Annotated in this window: 17 protein-coding genes; 7 read left to right on the top strand and 10 right to left on the bottom strand. The window is 37.9% G+C overall.

Annotated elements, in window-relative coordinates:
- Positions 1–124 precede the first annotated feature (124 nt).
- From QE450_RS05210 to QE450_RS05195, 4 genes are all read right to left on the bottom strand, one after another.
- Entirely contained in the window at positions 125–1,153 is a 1,029-nt protein-coding gene (locus QE450_RS05210) for an ABC transporter substrate-binding protein (protein WP_307297588.1), read from the bottom strand.
- Between the two features lie 232 nt (positions 1,154–1,385).
- The gene (locus QE450_RS05205; RefSeq protein ID WP_273615673.1) at positions 1,386–2,000 is read right to left on the bottom strand and encodes a hypothetical protein; all 615 of its coding nucleotides are present in this window, start codon (positions 1,998–2,000) and stop codon (positions 1,386–1,388) included.
- A gap of 97 nt (positions 2,001–2,097) precedes the next feature.
- Entirely contained in the window at positions 2,098–2,571 is a 474-nt protein-coding gene (locus tag QE450_RS05200; protein WP_307297583.1) for a DinB family protein, read from the bottom strand.
- Positions 2,572–2,604: 33 nt separating this feature from the next.
- Complete coding sequence (locus tag QE450_RS05195; RefSeq protein WP_273615671.1) at positions 2,605–2,811, bottom strand: hypothetical protein; 207 nt, start codon at positions 2,809–2,811, stop codon at positions 2,605–2,607.
- Positions 2,812–3,099: 288 nt separating this feature from the next.
- On the opposite strand from QE450_RS05195, the gene QE450_RS05190 reads away from it, so the two are divergent.
- Complete coding sequence (locus QE450_RS05190) at positions 3,100–3,453, top strand: sigma factor-like helix-turn-helix DNA-binding protein (protein WP_273615670.1); 354 nt, start codon at positions 3,100–3,102, stop codon at positions 3,451–3,453.
- Positions 3,399–3,614, top strand: a complete 216-nt coding sequence (locus QE450_RS05185; protein ID WP_273615669.1) for a helix-turn-helix domain-containing protein — start codon at positions 3,399–3,401, stop codon at positions 3,612–3,614. Before QE450_RS05190 ends, QE450_RS05185 begins: the two co-directional genes overlap by 55 nt.
- 173 nt (positions 3,615–3,787) lie before the next feature.
- On the opposite strand, the gene QE450_RS05180 is transcribed toward QE450_RS05185, so the two are convergent.
- Together QE450_RS05180 and QE450_RS05175 are read right to left on the bottom strand one after the other, a co-directional pair.
- Positions 3,788–4,390, bottom strand: coding sequence for a cupin domain-containing protein (locus QE450_RS05180; protein WP_274170376.1), 603 nt, complete (start codon positions 4,388–4,390; stop codon positions 3,788–3,790).
- Positions 4,391–4,553: 163 nt separating this feature from the next.
- The gene (locus QE450_RS05175) at positions 4,554–5,123 is read right to left on the bottom strand and encodes a DUF1572 family protein (protein WP_273615667.1); all 570 of its coding nucleotides are present in this window, start codon (positions 5,121–5,123) and stop codon (positions 4,554–4,556) included.
- A 386-nt stretch (positions 5,124–5,509) separates the two neighbouring features.
- Here QE450_RS05175 and QE450_RS05170 point away from each other — a divergent pair, with 386 nt between their 5' ends.
- Positions 5,510–6,229 carry a TetR/AcrR family transcriptional regulator gene (locus QE450_RS05170; RefSeq protein WP_307297570.1) on the top strand — a complete coding sequence of 240 codons (720 nt, stop codon included), beginning with the start codon at positions 5,510–5,512 and terminating at the stop codon, positions 6,227–6,229.
- Here the strand turns inward: QE450_RS05170 and QE450_RS05165 are convergent.
- Complete coding sequence (locus tag QE450_RS05165) at positions 6,224–8,176, bottom strand: bifunctional 2',3'-cyclic-nucleotide 2'-phosphodiesterase/3'-nucleotidase (protein WP_307297567.1); 1,953 nt, start codon at positions 8,174–8,176, stop codon at positions 6,224–6,226. The two genes, QE450_RS05170 and QE450_RS05165, sit on opposite strands and share 6 nt — an antisense overlap.
- A gap of 352 nt (positions 8,177–8,528) precedes the next feature.
- On the opposite strand from QE450_RS05165, the gene QE450_RS05160 reads away from it, so the two are divergent.
- The 4 genes from QE450_RS05160 to phnE (QE450_RS05145) all read left to right on the top strand — a co-directional run bounded on the left by QE450_RS05160 (position 8,529) and on the right by phnE (QE450_RS05145) (position 12,038).
- A complete protein-coding gene (locus tag QE450_RS05160; protein WP_273615664.1) occupies positions 8,529–9,476 on the top strand; it encodes a phosphate/phosphite/phosphonate ABC transporter substrate-binding protein in 948 nt (315 codons plus the stop codon).
- 146 nt (positions 9,477–9,622) lie between these two features.
- A complete protein-coding gene (gene phnC / locus QE450_RS05155) occupies positions 9,623–10,462 on the top strand; it encodes a phosphonate ABC transporter ATP-binding protein (RefSeq protein WP_273615663.1) in 840 nt (279 codons plus the stop codon).
- A 2-nt stretch (positions 10,463–10,464) separates the two neighbouring features.
- Positions 10,465–11,244, top strand: a complete 780-nt coding sequence (gene phnE / locus QE450_RS05150) for a phosphonate ABC transporter, permease protein PhnE (RefSeq protein ID WP_273616278.1) — start codon at positions 10,465–10,467, stop codon at positions 11,242–11,244.
- A complete protein-coding gene (gene phnE / locus QE450_RS05145; RefSeq protein ID WP_274170380.1) occupies positions 11,241–12,038 on the top strand; it encodes a phosphonate ABC transporter, permease protein PhnE in 798 nt (265 codons plus the stop codon). Before phnE (QE450_RS05150) ends, phnE (QE450_RS05145) begins: the two co-directional genes overlap by 4 nt.
- A 91-nt stretch (positions 12,039–12,129) precedes the next feature.
- Here phnE (QE450_RS05145) and QE450_RS05140 read toward each other — a convergent pair whose 3' ends face one another.
- The 3 genes from QE450_RS05140 to QE450_RS05130 form a co-directional block, all read right to left on the bottom strand.
- Positions 12,130–12,747, bottom strand: a complete 618-nt coding sequence (locus QE450_RS05140) for a sugar O-acetyltransferase (RefSeq protein ID WP_307297562.1) — start codon at positions 12,745–12,747, stop codon at positions 12,130–12,132.
- A gap of 119 nt (positions 12,748–12,866) precedes the next feature.
- Entirely contained in the window at positions 12,867–14,015 is a 1,149-nt protein-coding gene (locus tag QE450_RS05135; protein WP_307297560.1) for a hypothetical protein, read from the bottom strand.
- Positions 14,016–14,201: 186 nt separating this feature from the next.
- Positions 14,202–14,930: a class I SAM-dependent methyltransferase gene (locus QE450_RS05130; RefSeq protein ID WP_307297557.1), complete on the bottom strand. Its 729-nt coding sequence runs from the start codon at positions 14,928–14,930 to the stop codon at positions 14,202–14,204.
- Between the last annotated feature and the right edge of the window lie 69 nt (positions 14,931–14,999).

Here is a 14,999-nt window from a genome sequence, read left to right as displayed (position 1 = left end):
TTTCAGCCTTCGTACAAGCAAGGCGAATCATTTATTCGCTACCTTATACTTTACCAAAACCTTATTATAAGTGTGTACGCTATATCTCCTCTAAAAGTTGTGCTGATCTCTGATTTAGTCTATTTTATGACGATGAAGTGAGTTGTTGTACGGTATCTTTTATTTTGAATTGATCCGCAATAGGGCCTGTACTGATCCAATACTTGGCATTTACAGTATATAGATGCTTATGTTGAACAGCCGGCAAAGCTTGCCAGATAGGAGACTTCTGTAATTCGGCAAATTGAGACTGATCTTTCTGCAAATCTTCACTTGTGCCACCTGCGCTACCGGATGTGACAAATACATAATCAGCAGTGACTTCAGGAAGTACTTCTGTAGATAGATTTACATTTTGCTTATCAGGGTTTTCTGTGTGTAATTGAGATACAAGAGGCATAGGCATTAGCCCTAGATCGTTGTATAACATACCTGCATAACCTGGCAACTCTTTACCTTCTCGATCTTTATACCCTGGCAAATACAGGCGAATATCTTTGCTAGTCGTCCGCACAAAAGCAATCGTAGCTTTTGAACCTACGGCTGTCGTTATTGCTTTTTTGGCTTGTTGAACCTGAGTATTATGATCTGCTATGACTTGTTGCGCTTGATCTTCCAAATCTAATGCTTTACCTATTTTGACAATAGATGTTTTCCAATCTTCACGATCATACACAATCGTAGGAGCAATTAAGCTTAACTGATCATATGTAGTTCGATCAATCGTTGCACTGGCTACAATCAGATCGGGTTGTGCTTCTGCAAAAGCTTCTAAATTAGCTAATCCACTATCCATATTTAGAATAGATGCATTTTGAGCTTTCAAGCGATCTTCCAGATAATAGTTTTCACCTACAGATACACCTAATACTAATGGGGCTTGAAGTGAAAGTAAGATATCTTCCAAATTGTATGAAGCAATTCGCTTCGGATGTACCGGAATTGCTGTTGTGCCAAATACATGTTCTACTGATACTGTCTGTGCAGAGTCAGCTTGTTGATTGGATGTAGCTGATGATTGTGATGTACCTGTATTCGCTCCACACCCTGTGATGATTACACATAGCATGATTACAAACAAAGGTAACATTTTAACCCAAGATAATTGTTTCATTTTTTCACTCCTTATGTTAATTGAGAATAATTATCATTTATAAATATAACATAAGTTAGTCTATTGTGACGCTATAATGAGTATATTTTTAGATTTCGCTGTATACATATCCAAATGCATACAAAAAAACCTGCTAGTTCCCTTTAAGATGACTATGCATCTATGAGAATGTAGCAGGCTTAATTTTTTATCACATTATAAAGAATTGCAACCACAATAAAACAATAGAATATTAGAAAAATTCGTTATAGTGTATCACTACTTGCTTTAAAAATTGCAAAGATTGATCAATACTCGGCGCTTCTAGCAAATGATTCGCGTCAGGAAAAACAACGGTGTCTATATAAGGTAAATGGTTTATTTTGTCCTGACTAAGATGACTGAACATAGGATCATTGGTGCCATAGATTAACAATCCCTGAGATTGAATAATATACGGTACAGTCTGATCTAAAGGCGTTAAAAAAATATGACGTACCGGCAATGATTTGTATTGTTCAAATACGCCTCCTGCTATCAATGTACCGAGACTTTTGCTAATACTGATGTAGTTGGTATATCCAAACGCACTTAACTGTCTAATCACATCTGTACATTCTTTAATCAAAATATCTCGTTGATCTGATTCCAGTTCGGTTCGAGCCGCTTGATACCCGTATTCTAATTGCAATACATCATGCCCTTTTTCTAAAGCACTTTGGGCTGCGTAATACAATAAAGAACGTTCACAAGAATAACTTTTTCCCGGAAATAAAATGATTAGTGTAGAGGAACCTTGTGTCATATGTATATGTCTACATTTTGTCCCCCAATAAGAATCCGTTTCGATCATCTTCTTTTTAAGCAACATCATCGTCCCCCTCTACAAGCTAGCCTGATTCCCCATTGCACAAGCTATCTAGTATTCAAGTCATACAAAAGTAAAAGTTGTGTTCACATCATCCTTATCGTTGTAATCCTCTACGAATAAGATTGGCACTCACTGGCTCACGTCCCACTTCTCGCGCCCATACCGATAACTGCCCGACATGATGAATCTCGTGTGCGATCACATGACGCATCACTTCTCCATACGTTAATTGTTCTGTAGAGCCATCTTTACGTACATTATGCAGAATTTTGGTTTCTTGATCAGGTGTCCATGCTTTTACATAAGCGCCTACTTCTACATGCAATTGAGACGATAATGCACGTAATCGTTCTACCGTCTGATAATCTGCAAAATCAGTAAGCAAGCTGTTCTGATCTCTCAAATCATTAATCCAGCTATACTCTACATCGATAATATGATAGAGCGTATACAAGATACTACCGACTCCGCCTGTACGTTGTTGTAATAGTTCCTGTTGTGATAATGATTCACACCAATCGAACCATTCTTGACGTACTTGCCAGTTATAACGAAATAACATCTCCATAATAATCCCTCCTTTCTTGTTGGTATAGATATGCTATTGAAAACAATGATACAGATAAGTCTTCCCATTCATACTGCGCTGTTCGGGATCATAGATATGAGAAGTAAGTAATTGTTCTACGGTTAATGAAAGAATAAATTTCTGCAACTGAATCTGATCATCAAATTGCAAACGCAGTACCTGATCATGTTGGTCATCTTCTAATGTAATATCCCAAGTTCCTATATTCGCGTTTGTCATTTTCAAGCACTCCTTGTTGATGTGTGTTAACCCATAGTATACATGACATCCCTTTATTTTTCCTATCATTTCCTCTACCTGATTGTACAAATAAAATTACTTTGCGAGAGAACGACAGGCAAGCTATTTATCTATAGCAAAATAGAATGTATTAAGAATATGAACGCTATGATAGGGTACTTCTGTTTTATTATGTAATTTCTTCCTTATCCAAGTTGTATTTTTATCCAAATTTTTACTATAGATATGAAAGCTATTTTATCGCAAAGGAGGTACATACATACAATCATGTCAGACCTAACCACCAATCAGACGTACGAACGCTATAAGCAACAACTTCAGCGGATCGCGTGGCGCTTACAATATCGTACTCATACACGCCTCCGTAAAGAATTACCTATCTTATATGATTTTAGTAGTTCACCTTCTTTTGCAGAAGAAGTTGATTCTCAATTATTGGTGGAACAGTGGATTCACTCTCTACCTACTGTCAAAGAGCAAGAAGTTATACGTTCCCTTTTTATTCAAGAAAAAACCGAAAAACAAGTTGCCCAACAATTTAATATTTCACAACAGGCGGTGAGCAAATGGAAAAAGAAAGCACTCCAATCCATCTATCAGAAGATGAATTATGCCAATTGATTCGTCAAGCAGCTACATCCGACAAAAATGCTTTGCAAAAGGTAATTGATTTGTTTGAACAAGAAATGATTTCATTAAGTCGATTTATTAAAATGCCTCAGGAAGATGCTTTGCAGACTCTTAAGCTTGCACTGATCGAACTTATTTTAAGCGGCTTTTAAAACAACAAATAAGATCGTTTCTAGAAGATGTAGAAATGATCTTATTTGTTCGTTTTTAATAAAAATAAATGGACATCATAATACCCGATACCTCTGAAAGATAACTCCAGAGGATATCGGGTGTTTTAGTGCTTTGATTCAGAAAGAGTGTGATTACTGATACTAAACTTTAATTACTTTTTGCATTTTTTGCTGTCTTTATCATCGGTGTCTTCATCTGAGCGTGGATCATTATCAGTATCTGTACCTACTTTAAGTGTATCATCTGTTTCTGGATCGACAGGTCCAATCACTACCGTACTTGTGATAGGAGATACCAATTCTTCATAATCTTCTGCTGGAATACCATAAGCCAGATCGAATACTTCTCCCGGTGTAAATCTTAAAATATCTGAACCCGCAACTGTTGTCGGTTCATTGTTATTGAATACGACCAGAATATGCGTTTTGTCTGTTAGTGGCGTAATCCAGTGCCAGTAACCTTGTGGAATAAACAGTACATCCCGAGCTTTAAGATGATATTTCTGCAACTGTTTGTATACAGGATCGAAAATAACAAATTCCAGCTCGCCTTCAATCACATAATCGTATTCCGCGGAATTGGGATGCCAGTGTGGCTCACGAATATTACCTTTGGTCATATACAAATCAGTTGATGCGACCCCTTCAAGTGAAGGAATTTGCGAAACATTCGTCTCATATCCTACATTGTCTGCGTTGCGACGAAATAATACATTACCTTGTGTGTTGAATTTTAGATTCGGTGATCCTGCCATGTGAATATCCACCCTTCTCTTATCCATAATAGTGTTAGGTTCGAAAAGGAATCCGGTAAGGAGTCGCTATTCCCTCGCGTGCATCCTTCCGTTTCGTTCCTACACTGGTATGGTAATTAGAGCGTGATGTATACAACCTGATTACCGATTTATTTTCAACTGATTATTGTTTTAATTCACTATCAGTAAAATGGCGTATACCTTTTTCTTGTTCAAATTTGTTCTGATTATACGTAGCAGAGCTTTTACGCGGGATCGATAGGCTGTCCCAAGGACTGGTTTTGAGCATTTTGGCAATATAGACGATCTGTCCAACATGATAAGGATAATGAGCCAACTGCCGATTGATCGCTTCAAGCAACGTATGCCCTTCATTACGGATATAGATAATATCTTCTAATTGGTGAGGTTCAACCTGATCTAATGTAGCAAATAAACATTGCCAGCCTTCTTCCCATTTGGCTATAACGTCTGTGGCGGTTGCGAGATCATTTTCAAATTCTGCATCTCGATTGCGCCATTCTTTTTCACCATCGGTTGTCCATATATCAGTCCAACGTGATAACATATTTCCCCACAAATGCTTGACGATCATAGCAATACTATTACTTTCTTCATTAGGAATCATAAATAACTGTTCTTCTTCTAACTGAGCTATCGCTTTATCGCCTAATGTTTTGTAATACAGAAATTGCTTGCGCACGCTTGATAATATATTAGTATAGATATCCATCGTTACACGCTCCTCTGGTCATTTTGTAATATTTCCCTTTTCCTGTTATATAACAGTGTAAAGTACTGCAAGCGCTATTCCCAATTCTTTTTTATCATGTAAGCGATTAAATATTTATATAAGTAACTATTTACACTTTAGAAATAGGGATAAAATGTCGAAATATATATTATCGTGTAGTATTATTCTTCAATCAAGTCATTCATTTCAATATACTGGCTATTGGCATGAATAGGATAGATTGCAGTATGATAGATATACCGTAGCTTTTTCTACACAAATATTACTGATTAATAACTTTTGAATTGGTTTAACCATCTTATACCGTATAATGGTACTGCTCATTTGGATTGTGCATTGTTATATGCAGAAAGGAACTAACTATCATGAAGCACCATGCTAGACGCCAACGAGATAATGAACAATTACGAAGCAAAATTATGGATGCGGCACGTACTCTTTTTGTTACAGAAGGATACGCTCATGTGTCGATGCGTAAAATTGCAGATCGTATTGAATATTCACCAACAACGATTTATCATTATTTTGCAAATAAAGAAGCGATTGTACAAGAATTATTGCGTGAAGTGTACTCTCAATTCTTCACCGTTTTAACCAAGCAAGCAAATGAATTAGAAGAAAATGGATACGATATTCCAGCACGTCTATTTCTGGTTTCCAAAACGTATGTAGAATATGGTATTACGCATCCTGATCATTACGATATTATGTTTATCAGTAATCTTGAAGCGGTATCTAATGCAGAACTTGATGTTAACGATCGTCTCAATGGATATACGTTTCTCCATGAAGCGGTACAGATTGCGATTGATCAAAACTATATTATCCATGCAGAAGCAGATATGATTGTACGCTCACTCTGGGCAATGTTACATGGACTGACTACAACATTATCTAGCTTTGCAGAGAATATTGGTCAAGAAGAAGAGCAATCAGCACAGACAACACAAAAGGATATACCGTCTAAAAAAGACAACAGTATATCCCCGTATAAACAGCAAATTGTCGACTTTACCCTTCGTCATTATATGAACAGTATTCTCAAGCCAGGTACAGCGTTACCCGATTCTGATCCTGTTCTATAATTTCAAATGATAAATAGCAAATCCTTCCCCGTTTATTCCACTGTAAGATAGCTGTGGATAAGCGGATAGGATTTTTTGTGCATCCGGTGAAGACAATATCGTAATCGTGGGCTGTAATGATAAAGATGCGCGTTTTTTGTCTGATCCCCCCAGTGTAAGCGACCAATTATGATCAGCTTCTGGATGAATGATCTTCTGCTCTCGAATATACTGAATTAACACTTCTCGATTTTCTACAGGTACATCCAAGATCACACGCTCTCCATCTGGATTAGCAAAAGGTGTAGAATAGGCCCGGTATTGATTGGTGACCACTATATATTCAGAATGATCTTCGATCTCTTTCCCCTGATAACATAAAGCTTCGATTCGATAGGCTTGCGGATTCAATATATATCCTGCTGGATGATAACGTGGTGGCTGACATACATTAATCTGATACGTTATTCCGTCGATTATATCAAAGTTAAACGATGGGAACTCAGGATTAATCAGCGCTTGCTCTGCTGTAGATTGTAGATCAATCTGCTGATAAAGACCCGCAGACCATTCGAGCCATTCTCGAATCTCTGCTCCGGTTAGACGAACTGCACATAACGTATTAGCGTAATTATAAATATCTGAAGTATGCTGTAGCGTCAATTCGCCTGCTTCTATATAAGCGTAATAGTGAGGCCCATAACGTCCGCCTGTTTTAAAAGCAGAAGCAGCCGACAATATAGGCAGATGACCATACGTATGATCTGATAACGCTTGCTCTGCATACCATACTTGCGCATTATTAATCACTTGCACATAAGCGCTATCCATAATGAGTGAAAAATAACTGTACAATGGAATATCACTTTCACCTACAGGCGTCTGAATATGATCCAATATAATCTGATGAGCAATAGAAGCTATTTGTTCTAATTCAGTATCTGCTTCTACACTGGCAAGCCCTTGTTCCCGGTGATAGATCGCTCGTAATTGAGAAGATCCAGATTGTACTGTCCAGATATCATTTTCATATTGTAAATGTAGATCGATCATACCGAGATGGCTTCCCCATACTCCTGCTTCTACAGCAGGTATCCCGTTAATTGTTCCTCGCTCCAGGTCTACCCCTTGTTTACCTGCAAATTCATTGCTCGGAAATAGCTTATGCGCATGACCAAAAAAAATCGCATCTATACCCTGTATCTGGCTAATCGGTAACACCGCATTTTCAGTGAGTACACCCGGATCTTCCGAATCTACATATCCTGTATGTGCAAGCATAACAATAACATCAGCGCCTGCTTCACGCATCTGCGGAATCCAATACTCTACCGCTTCTACCATAGGTTGTACTGTAACTTTACCTTCCAGATGGGCTTTGTCCCATTGCATAATCTGAGGTGGCACTACACCAATCACACCGATACGAATAGGATGTATTTTTCTATCATCAGCTACAATCTGTCGCTCTAAGATTAGATAAGGTGGCAGTAATGTATCTGCTGTTCCTTCTCCTCTATCTGTTGACGAATCAATAGTGTCTATCGAAGTTTGATAAATATTAGCATTCGTATATGGAAAGTTCGCTCCTGTTATACATTGCTGCAAATAATCCAATCCATAATTAAATTCATGATTTCCTACTGTCGCTGCATCATAAGACAATCTATTCATTAACTGATACATCGGATGAACTTTTTCCCTACCTTCTAGCTCTGAATCCTGTTGCCAGAACAGACTGGAAGCGGCGTAATCGCCTAACGGATTCCCCTGCAAAATATCTCCATTATCAAACAGCAGATGATTATTCACTTCTTTACGTGCTTGATGAATCAGAGTAGCTGTGCGCGATAATCCAATATCTACAGTCTCTACATTTCGATAGTAATCATATCCTGTAAGACTTACATGTAGATCCGTGGTTCCTAATAAACGCAACTGAGCTGTAACCGGTTGCCTGGTATTCATGATAGACTCCTTCTTTCGCGTTCATAATCATAACCATTTTACAAAACATTTGACCACTGTTTAATATTTTACAAATAATTGACAGAATTCATCATTTGCGCTGACCCTTTGTATCCCATAAAAAAGTAGAATAGCATTTGTGGGTTGTTGATCATCATTTACAAATGTATAACAACTTTAAAAGTGATATTAACTATCATAGTTATACCTCAGCTGTTCGTAAATAGTAAATATCTAACCTACAAATGATTACATAAGGGAGTTTTGCATACTTCAAACTTGGCTATGGTCTACGTCATGTCTAGCTTTACCTACACAACCAGTAAGACTACTTTTCTAGGGGGAACTAAAAGTGTTTAAAAAAATATTAATGTTAAGTATGACTGTTGCTCTAGCAACAGGACTTGCCGCTTGTGGTAATCAAGCCGCATCTACAGGAACAAGCAATGCAGCCGAGTCTTCTAGCTATGTACCGACAGAATTGAAAGTACAATTTGTACCTTCACAAAATGCAGATACACTGGAAGCCAAAGCCAAACCACTTGAACAATTATTAGGAGATAAATTAGGGATTCCGGTCAAAGTTACTGTATCCCCTGATTACAATACAATCGTAGAAGCGATGGCTTCCAAACAAATTGACGTTGGTTTCTTGCCACCAAATGCTTATGTATTAGCTCACGACAATCGCAAAGCTGCTGATCTATTGCTACAAGCACTTCGCTTCGGTGTTAATGATGAGACCGGTCAACCAACAACCGATAAAGTAAACTTTTACAAATCTATGATTATCGTTAAAAAAGATTCCAATATCAAAACATTGGCTGATCTTAAAGGTAAAAAAATGGGCTGGCAAGATGTAACTTCTTCTGCGGGTTATGTATTCCCGGCGGCTGAAATGAAAGCAGCAGGTATTGATCCTGATACCGATGTACAAGGTGTAACGATCAAAGGACATGATGCAGCAGTAATGGCTTTGTTAAATGGACAAGTTGATGCTGTCGCTGTATTCCAAGATGCTCGTAACAATGTTAAAAAAGACGTTCCAGACGTATTTGAACAAACACGTGTCCTTCACTTTACGGCTCCAATCCCGAACGATACGATCAGCGTACGTTCAGATATGGATCAAGCATGGCGCGATAAAATCAGTCAAGCATTTATCGATATTGGTAATGATCCAGAAGGTAGCAAAATTATCCAAGAAATCTACAGTCATGTAGGTTATGAAAAAGGCGACGATAAAAACTTCGAACCTGTTCGTAAATATGCTGAAGCTGTAGGTCAAGCTACGAAGTAAACCAAGAATGTAGTGAGCATTGAGCAGCACCGTCCTTTTTTACGGGCGGTGTTTGCTATTTTACATAGCACACTGGATAGTAAGCTTACTTATTTCGCGGACAGCATCATGACATTATTATTCTGAATATAGAAAGTTGGCAAATCATGATTACATTCAATAACGTTTCCAAAGTCTATCCTAACGGCACCAAAGGACTTAAAAATATTAATCTTACGATCCATGAAGGTGAACTGGTTGTGATTGTAGGTTTGTCCGGTGCAGGTAAATCTACGTTGCTTCGTTCGATCAATCGGTTGATTGATATTAGTGAAGGCGATATTCAGATCAATAGCCAATCAATTACATCCGCTTCCGGTGCCAAATTGCGCCGTATCCGTCGTGGGATCGGGATGATTTTCCAAAGCTTTAATCTGGTCAAGCGCTCGACTGTGATGCGTAATGTATTATCCGGTCGAGTCGGTCATCATTCTACATTACGTACTGTGTTCGGCATGTTTCCCAAAGAAGATCATGAATTGGCTCTAGATGCTCTAGCTCGTGTTAATTTGCAAGAAAAAGCATATAGTCGTGCAGATCAATTATCCGGTGGACAGCAACAACGGGTATCTATTGCACGCGCATTGGCGCAACAACCTCAGATTATTTTAGCTGATGAACCTGTTGCTTCTCTTGATCCTTTAACGACCCGTCAAGTGATGGACGATCTTCAACGTATTAATCAAGAACTTCAAATTACGACGATTATCAATCTACACTTTATCGATCTGGCTCGTGAATATGCAACTCGTATTATCGGGTTACGGGCAGGAGAAATTGTATTCGATGGTACGCCTGCTGAAGCAACAGACGATGTATTTTCTCATATTTACGGACGACCGATTCATCGTGATGAAGTATTGGGCGCTAATGCACCGGGTGAAGATATCGTTACTGTTATTCCAGATGCTTCGGATATCAAAGTAACTTCTGGAGAACCATTATGAATATGACGATCGAAGCACCGACAGCTCCCAAAAAATATAAAAAAATCTTAACATGGTTGTTCTTTGTCGTTGTACTTGTGTTATGTAGTATCCAAACGGAAGTGACCCCTTATCAGCTTATACGTGGACTACCGCAAATGGGTATTTTACTGGGCGAAATGTTTCCTCCTGATTGGAGCTACTTGCCTACGATCTGGAAGCCTATGGTCGAAACGGTACAGATTGCATTAGTAGGGACGATGTTAGGTGGATTGTTAGCGATCCCTGTATCGTTATTGTGTGCTTACAACATTGTACAGAGTCGATTAGTGTCTTTGCCTGTACGATTAATTCTAAATCTGGTACGTACGATTCCTGATCTATTATTTGCTGCTATCTTTGTAGCGATTTTTGGAATAGGGCCGTTTGCAGGGATGTTAGCGATTCTATTTTTCTCTTTTGGACTGATAGCCAAGCTTACATTTGAAGCGATTGAAGCGATCGATCCAGGCCCCATGGAAGCTATGACAGCTGTCGGAGCGAATAAGATTCAATTGATTGTATTTGGAGTGATTCCGCAAGCATTGCCTTATTATATGTCTTATCTACTATATGCTTTTGAAATCAACGTACGTGCTGCTTCGGTACTCGGTCTTGTCGGTGCTGGTGGGATTGGTCTGTTACTGGATCGTTCTCTCGGATTGTTCCGGTATGACCGGGCAGCGATGATTATTTTGCTCACGCTTGTGATTGTACTGGTTATCGATTATGGAAGTAATGTATTGCGGAGGAAATTACTATGAATCATACCTTACCTGCTAAGCCACTTTGGCACAAAATTCGTCCGTATTGTTGGGTTCTTTTTCTAGTTGTTGTGTATGTATGGGCATTTAACGGTCTTCAATTTGAAGGTATTCAATCGACTGCCAAAAGTGTATCGTTATCGATTTTAGATGGATTTTTGCATCCAGATTGGTCATTTGTCTATGATCCAGCAGGCGAAGATTTACTGCGTGGATTGTTAGATACGTTAATTATTTCGATACTGGGTACATTCATTTCTGCATTTTTGTGTATTCCGTTTGCTTTCTGGGCGGCATCCAATATGAGCCGTCGTCGCCCTGTTTCTGGAACCGGCAAGTTCAGTCTTAGTGTGATTCGTGTATTCCCTGAAATGATCGTAGCTATCTTATTTATCAAAGCGGTAGGCCCGGGTTCATTTGCCGGCGTACTGGCATTAGGTATTCATTCGATCGGGATGCTTGCCAAATTATTTTCTGAAACGATAGAAAGTATAGATACCGGCCCCAGTGAAGCGTTAACTGCTGCTGGAGCCAGTCGATTACAAATTTTGTGGTTTGCTGTATTGCCACAAGTGATTCCGCAATTTCTGTCATACTCATTGTATCGATTTGAAATCAATATTCGCTCTGCTACCACACTCGGTCTTGTCGGTGCAGGCGGTATCGGAACACCACTTATTTTCGCGTTAAATATGCGTAATTGGAATCGAGTCGGTGTGATTCTATTAGGTATTATCATTCTTGTTATTTTAACTGACCTCATCTCCGGTTGGATTCGGAAGCGGATTGTATAAATGAAAAAAAGCATGATTACTCAAGTGTTATACAAGAGTAGTCATGCTTTTTTCGTTTGCATGGGGCACTATATGATTTTACATGTAAATACTATTGTTCAATCTCTGCTTCATATTCTGCTTTTTGCTGTTCCCAATACTGCTTATCTTCCTCTGTAATAGCACGTAGTACTTTGCAAGGATTTCCTACAGCGATTACGTTGTCAGGAATATCTTTAGTTACAATAGATCCTGAACCAATGACAACATTATTCCCAATCGTTACACCCGGATTAATCACTGTATTCCCACCTACCCACACATTATCTCCTATTGTAATTTCTTTGCCGAATTCTAAAAGGGTATTACGCACATCAGGATCAATCGGATGCCCCGCAGTATACACGCCTACTCTGGGACCAAAAAACACATTGTTCCCTATCTTCACTTTGGCAACATCAATAATAATACAATCAAAATTCGCATAAAAATAATCGCCAACCGTAATATGACAACCATAATCACAACGGAATGGCGGTTCAATAAATACCTTTTCACCCACCGATTCAAATAATTGCTGAAGTAATTCCGTGCGATACTCCTGTTGTTCTTCGGTTGTGTTATTAAATAATCGGGTAAGCATCCGAGATTTTTTATTATCTAGCGCAAGCTCTCCGACCCCTGCCATATATAACTTTTGTGCTAGCATTCTTTCTTTATCTGTAGGCATATGTATGTTCCTCCTTAATTCTTCATATTATTTAATAATCTGATGGATAACAAAAACCATCCCTTATAATACAGGAATGGTTTTTCTAAGTATATCTATTGTATTAAATTATCTTTATATTACTCTATCATCAGAATATTGCGAATCATTTTTAAATTACCTTGTGATTCCTCTTGTTGTTGCTCTGCTTGTTCTATCATCTTCAAATGTTCTTTGATTTCTTGGAGGTATTTTTGCTTTTGTTCTTCAAATTCGCTAAGAACATAACTGAGGTAAAATAATGCTGTTGATTGTTCGTCTGACTCTACATACTCTGTTACTGATTTTTTCCATGCAGGTAATAGATCATTCGAAATATCGTTAATATTTTCGGCTAACGCTTCAATCGCATGATATTCTGTTTTGTAATAATGTTCGAATATACTTTCACCTATAGAATTCTCATTATTGTCGATTTCTTGAAGCCAGTAATTGACTTGTTCATGAAAGGAACGTTGTTGTAAGTCCATCTTTAATTGTTTAAATTTAAAATCACCTTCATGTAATTCAGGAAGAGCTTTGTACAGTACTTCACGTTCCACAGTTTGTCTCATCATGATACTTCGATCAGTTCCAGAATAACCAATAGCACCAAAAAAGATAAAATCAGAAGTCTTATTTATTTTTGCTTCAATGCCTGTATCTTTTAAACGCTTAACTACTTCTTGTACAGCAATATAATGACCAAACTTAATAAGAGATTGGTTTATAATTATTAAAATATTGTTAAAATCCCCTTCATACAATGGAATAGACAATTCATCAACTTCAAAGTCAGATACTTTGTCCTCAATCATGTGAACTCCAGTTAAAATATCCAGAATTTCATCATTATGAAGTTGATTATCAAAAGAGAAATTCCCTAAATTATACTTATTGTAATTCAATTCTAGTATGTCTTTTTTTTCTGTAAAATATTTTTCTTGAGAACGTTTATATCGTTCCTCTGTATTTATATACAATTGAAAATCATAATATTCACTGGTAGCAACAGCCATTATATACACATCTTTATTATACTCAGAAGATATAAATTGCTCTATTTCATCCACACTTTGCTTATATAATTGCTCTATCATTTGTTCTTGTGTTATGTAAGGCACACCTGCTGGTAACTCGGGTAACTGATACAATTCATCATCTGTTGTCAAAATATAATTTGTAGGATTCAATACAAATGGTTTTCGATGTTTCATAGCTTTAGCAATATCAACCTCATAAAAATGCATAGTTGACCTTCTTTCTACGTCTACATAATAATGTTTCTTTTATGTATCGGTCATTTTATTACTCTGGATTAACATTTACTCAAAACAAAAAGGAGATTGCTCTCCTTTGGTATAGATCTATGTGATATTGATCTTCACTAGTACAAATATACATTCAATCATCCACTTGTACTTTTCATTGTTATTTTACAATTTGACCGCTTTAAACAAAATAAAAGAAGGCTTTCTTCGTTCTTGTTCAAGCTTCGGCATTTTCTCCAAACCTTCGGGAGTCGATTCGGGTTCGGTGATTTGTTGTATCATCAGTCCATGAGCAATCATGCCATTTACCAGTGTTGATACTTTCCGATGGTACTTAATCACATTGTCGACCACCCAATGTGTACTGCGCTGTCCTTCTTCTCCATAATTATCTATCGCATAATGCAGTCTATTCCCTTGCTCATCTTCTATCCACCCGTCCATATCTAACTTGGCTGTCGTGATCGGATGCTCGGTTGAAAAGACCAATGTTCCTCCCTGGCGTAACCACTTTGCAATCTGTGCCATCAGGCGATTATAGTCTGCTACATAATGAAAAGCTAAAGAACTTACAATCAAGTCAAACGATTCTGCTTCAAACTCTAATTCTTCCATCGGTGCATGAATATATGTAATTTGCGGAATCTTCGGCGCAATACTTAACATCTTACTTGAAATATCAGCTCCAGTGACATGTTCTGCTCCTTGCTCGACCATAGCTAAAGCTAACTTACCAAATCCACAGCCCATATCAAGTACCTGCAATCCTTGTAGATCTGGTAATAATGCTTTCAAAGCAGGTTGCTCTACAAAATCATTAAATGTAATCCCTGAGCTCCGCAACTCTTTATAATATTCAAAAAAAGTAGGATCATCATAAATATTTTGACGCATAGCACATAACCTCCTAGACGCATTTACTTTTTGCGATAAACTAAAATGTTCTGTCGTTTAAACCCATTA

This window comes from Paenibacillus sp. SORGH_AS_0306, assembly GCF_030819345.1.
Taxonomy (GTDB): Bacteria; Bacillota; Bacilli; order Paenibacillales; family Paenibacillaceae; genus Saccharibacillus; species Saccharibacillus kyungheensis.
The sequence above is the reverse complement of the archived record's forward strand: the minus strand, read 5'-3'. Positions and strand labels throughout refer to the sequence as shown.

What these genes read in the sequence shown, in the direction of transcription:
- QE450_RS05210 (WP_307297588.1), bottom strand. Translation starts at nt 1,153, where the DNA reads ATGAAACAATTATCTTGGGTTAAAATGTTACCTTTGTTTGTAATCATG.
- QE450_RS05200 (WP_307297583.1), bottom strand. Translation starts at nt 2,571, where the DNA reads ATGGAGATGTTATTTCGTTATAACTGGCAAGTACGTCAAGAATGGTTC.
- QE450_RS05195 (WP_273615671.1), bottom strand. Translation starts at nt 2,811, where the DNA reads ATGACAAACGCGAATATAGGAACTTGGGATATTACATTAGAAGATGAC.
- QE450_RS05190 (WP_273615670.1), top strand. Translation starts at nt 3,100, where the DNA reads ATGTCAGACCTAACCACCAATCAGACGTACGAACGCTATAAGCAACAA.
- QE450_RS05185 (WP_273615669.1), top strand. Translation starts at nt 3,399, where the DNA reads ATGGAAAAAGAAAGCACTCCAATCCATCTATCAGAAGATGAATTATGC.
- QE450_RS05180 (WP_274170376.1), bottom strand. Translation starts at nt 4,390, where the DNA reads ATGGCAGGATCACCGAATCTAAAATTCAACACACAAGGTAATGTATTA.
- QE450_RS05175 (WP_273615667.1), bottom strand. Translation starts at nt 5,123, where the DNA reads ATGGATATCTATACTAATATATTATCAAGCGTGCGCAAGCAATTTCTG.
- QE450_RS05170 (WP_307297570.1), top strand. Translation starts at nt 5,510, where the DNA reads ATGAAGCACCATGCTAGACGCCAACGAGATAATGAACAATTACGAAGC.
- QE450_RS05165 (WP_307297567.1), bottom strand. Translation starts at nt 8,176, where the DNA reads ATGAATACCAGGCAACCGGTTACAGCTCAGTTGCGTTTATTAGGAACC.
- phnC (WP_273615663.1), top strand. Translation starts at nt 9,623, where the DNA reads ATGATTACATTCAATAACGTTTCCAAAGTCTATCCTAACGGCACCAAA.
- phnE (WP_273616278.1), top strand. Translation starts at nt 10,465, where the DNA reads ATGACGATCGAAGCACCGACAGCTCCCAAAAAATATAAAAAAATCTTA.
- phnE (WP_274170380.1), top strand. Translation starts at nt 11,241, where the DNA reads ATGAATCATACCTTACCTGCTAAGCCACTTTGGCACAAAATTCGTCCG.
- QE450_RS05140 (WP_307297562.1), bottom strand. Translation starts at nt 12,747, where the DNA reads ATGCCTACAGATAAAGAAAGAATGCTAGCACAAAAGTTATATATGGCA.
- QE450_RS05135 (WP_307297560.1), bottom strand. Translation starts at nt 14,015, where the DNA reads ATGCATTTTTATGAGGTTGATATTGCTAAAGCTATGAAACATCGAAAA.
- QE450_RS05130 (WP_307297557.1), bottom strand. Translation starts at nt 14,930, where the DNA reads ATGCGTCAAAATATTTATGATGATCCTACTTTTTTTGAATATTATAAA.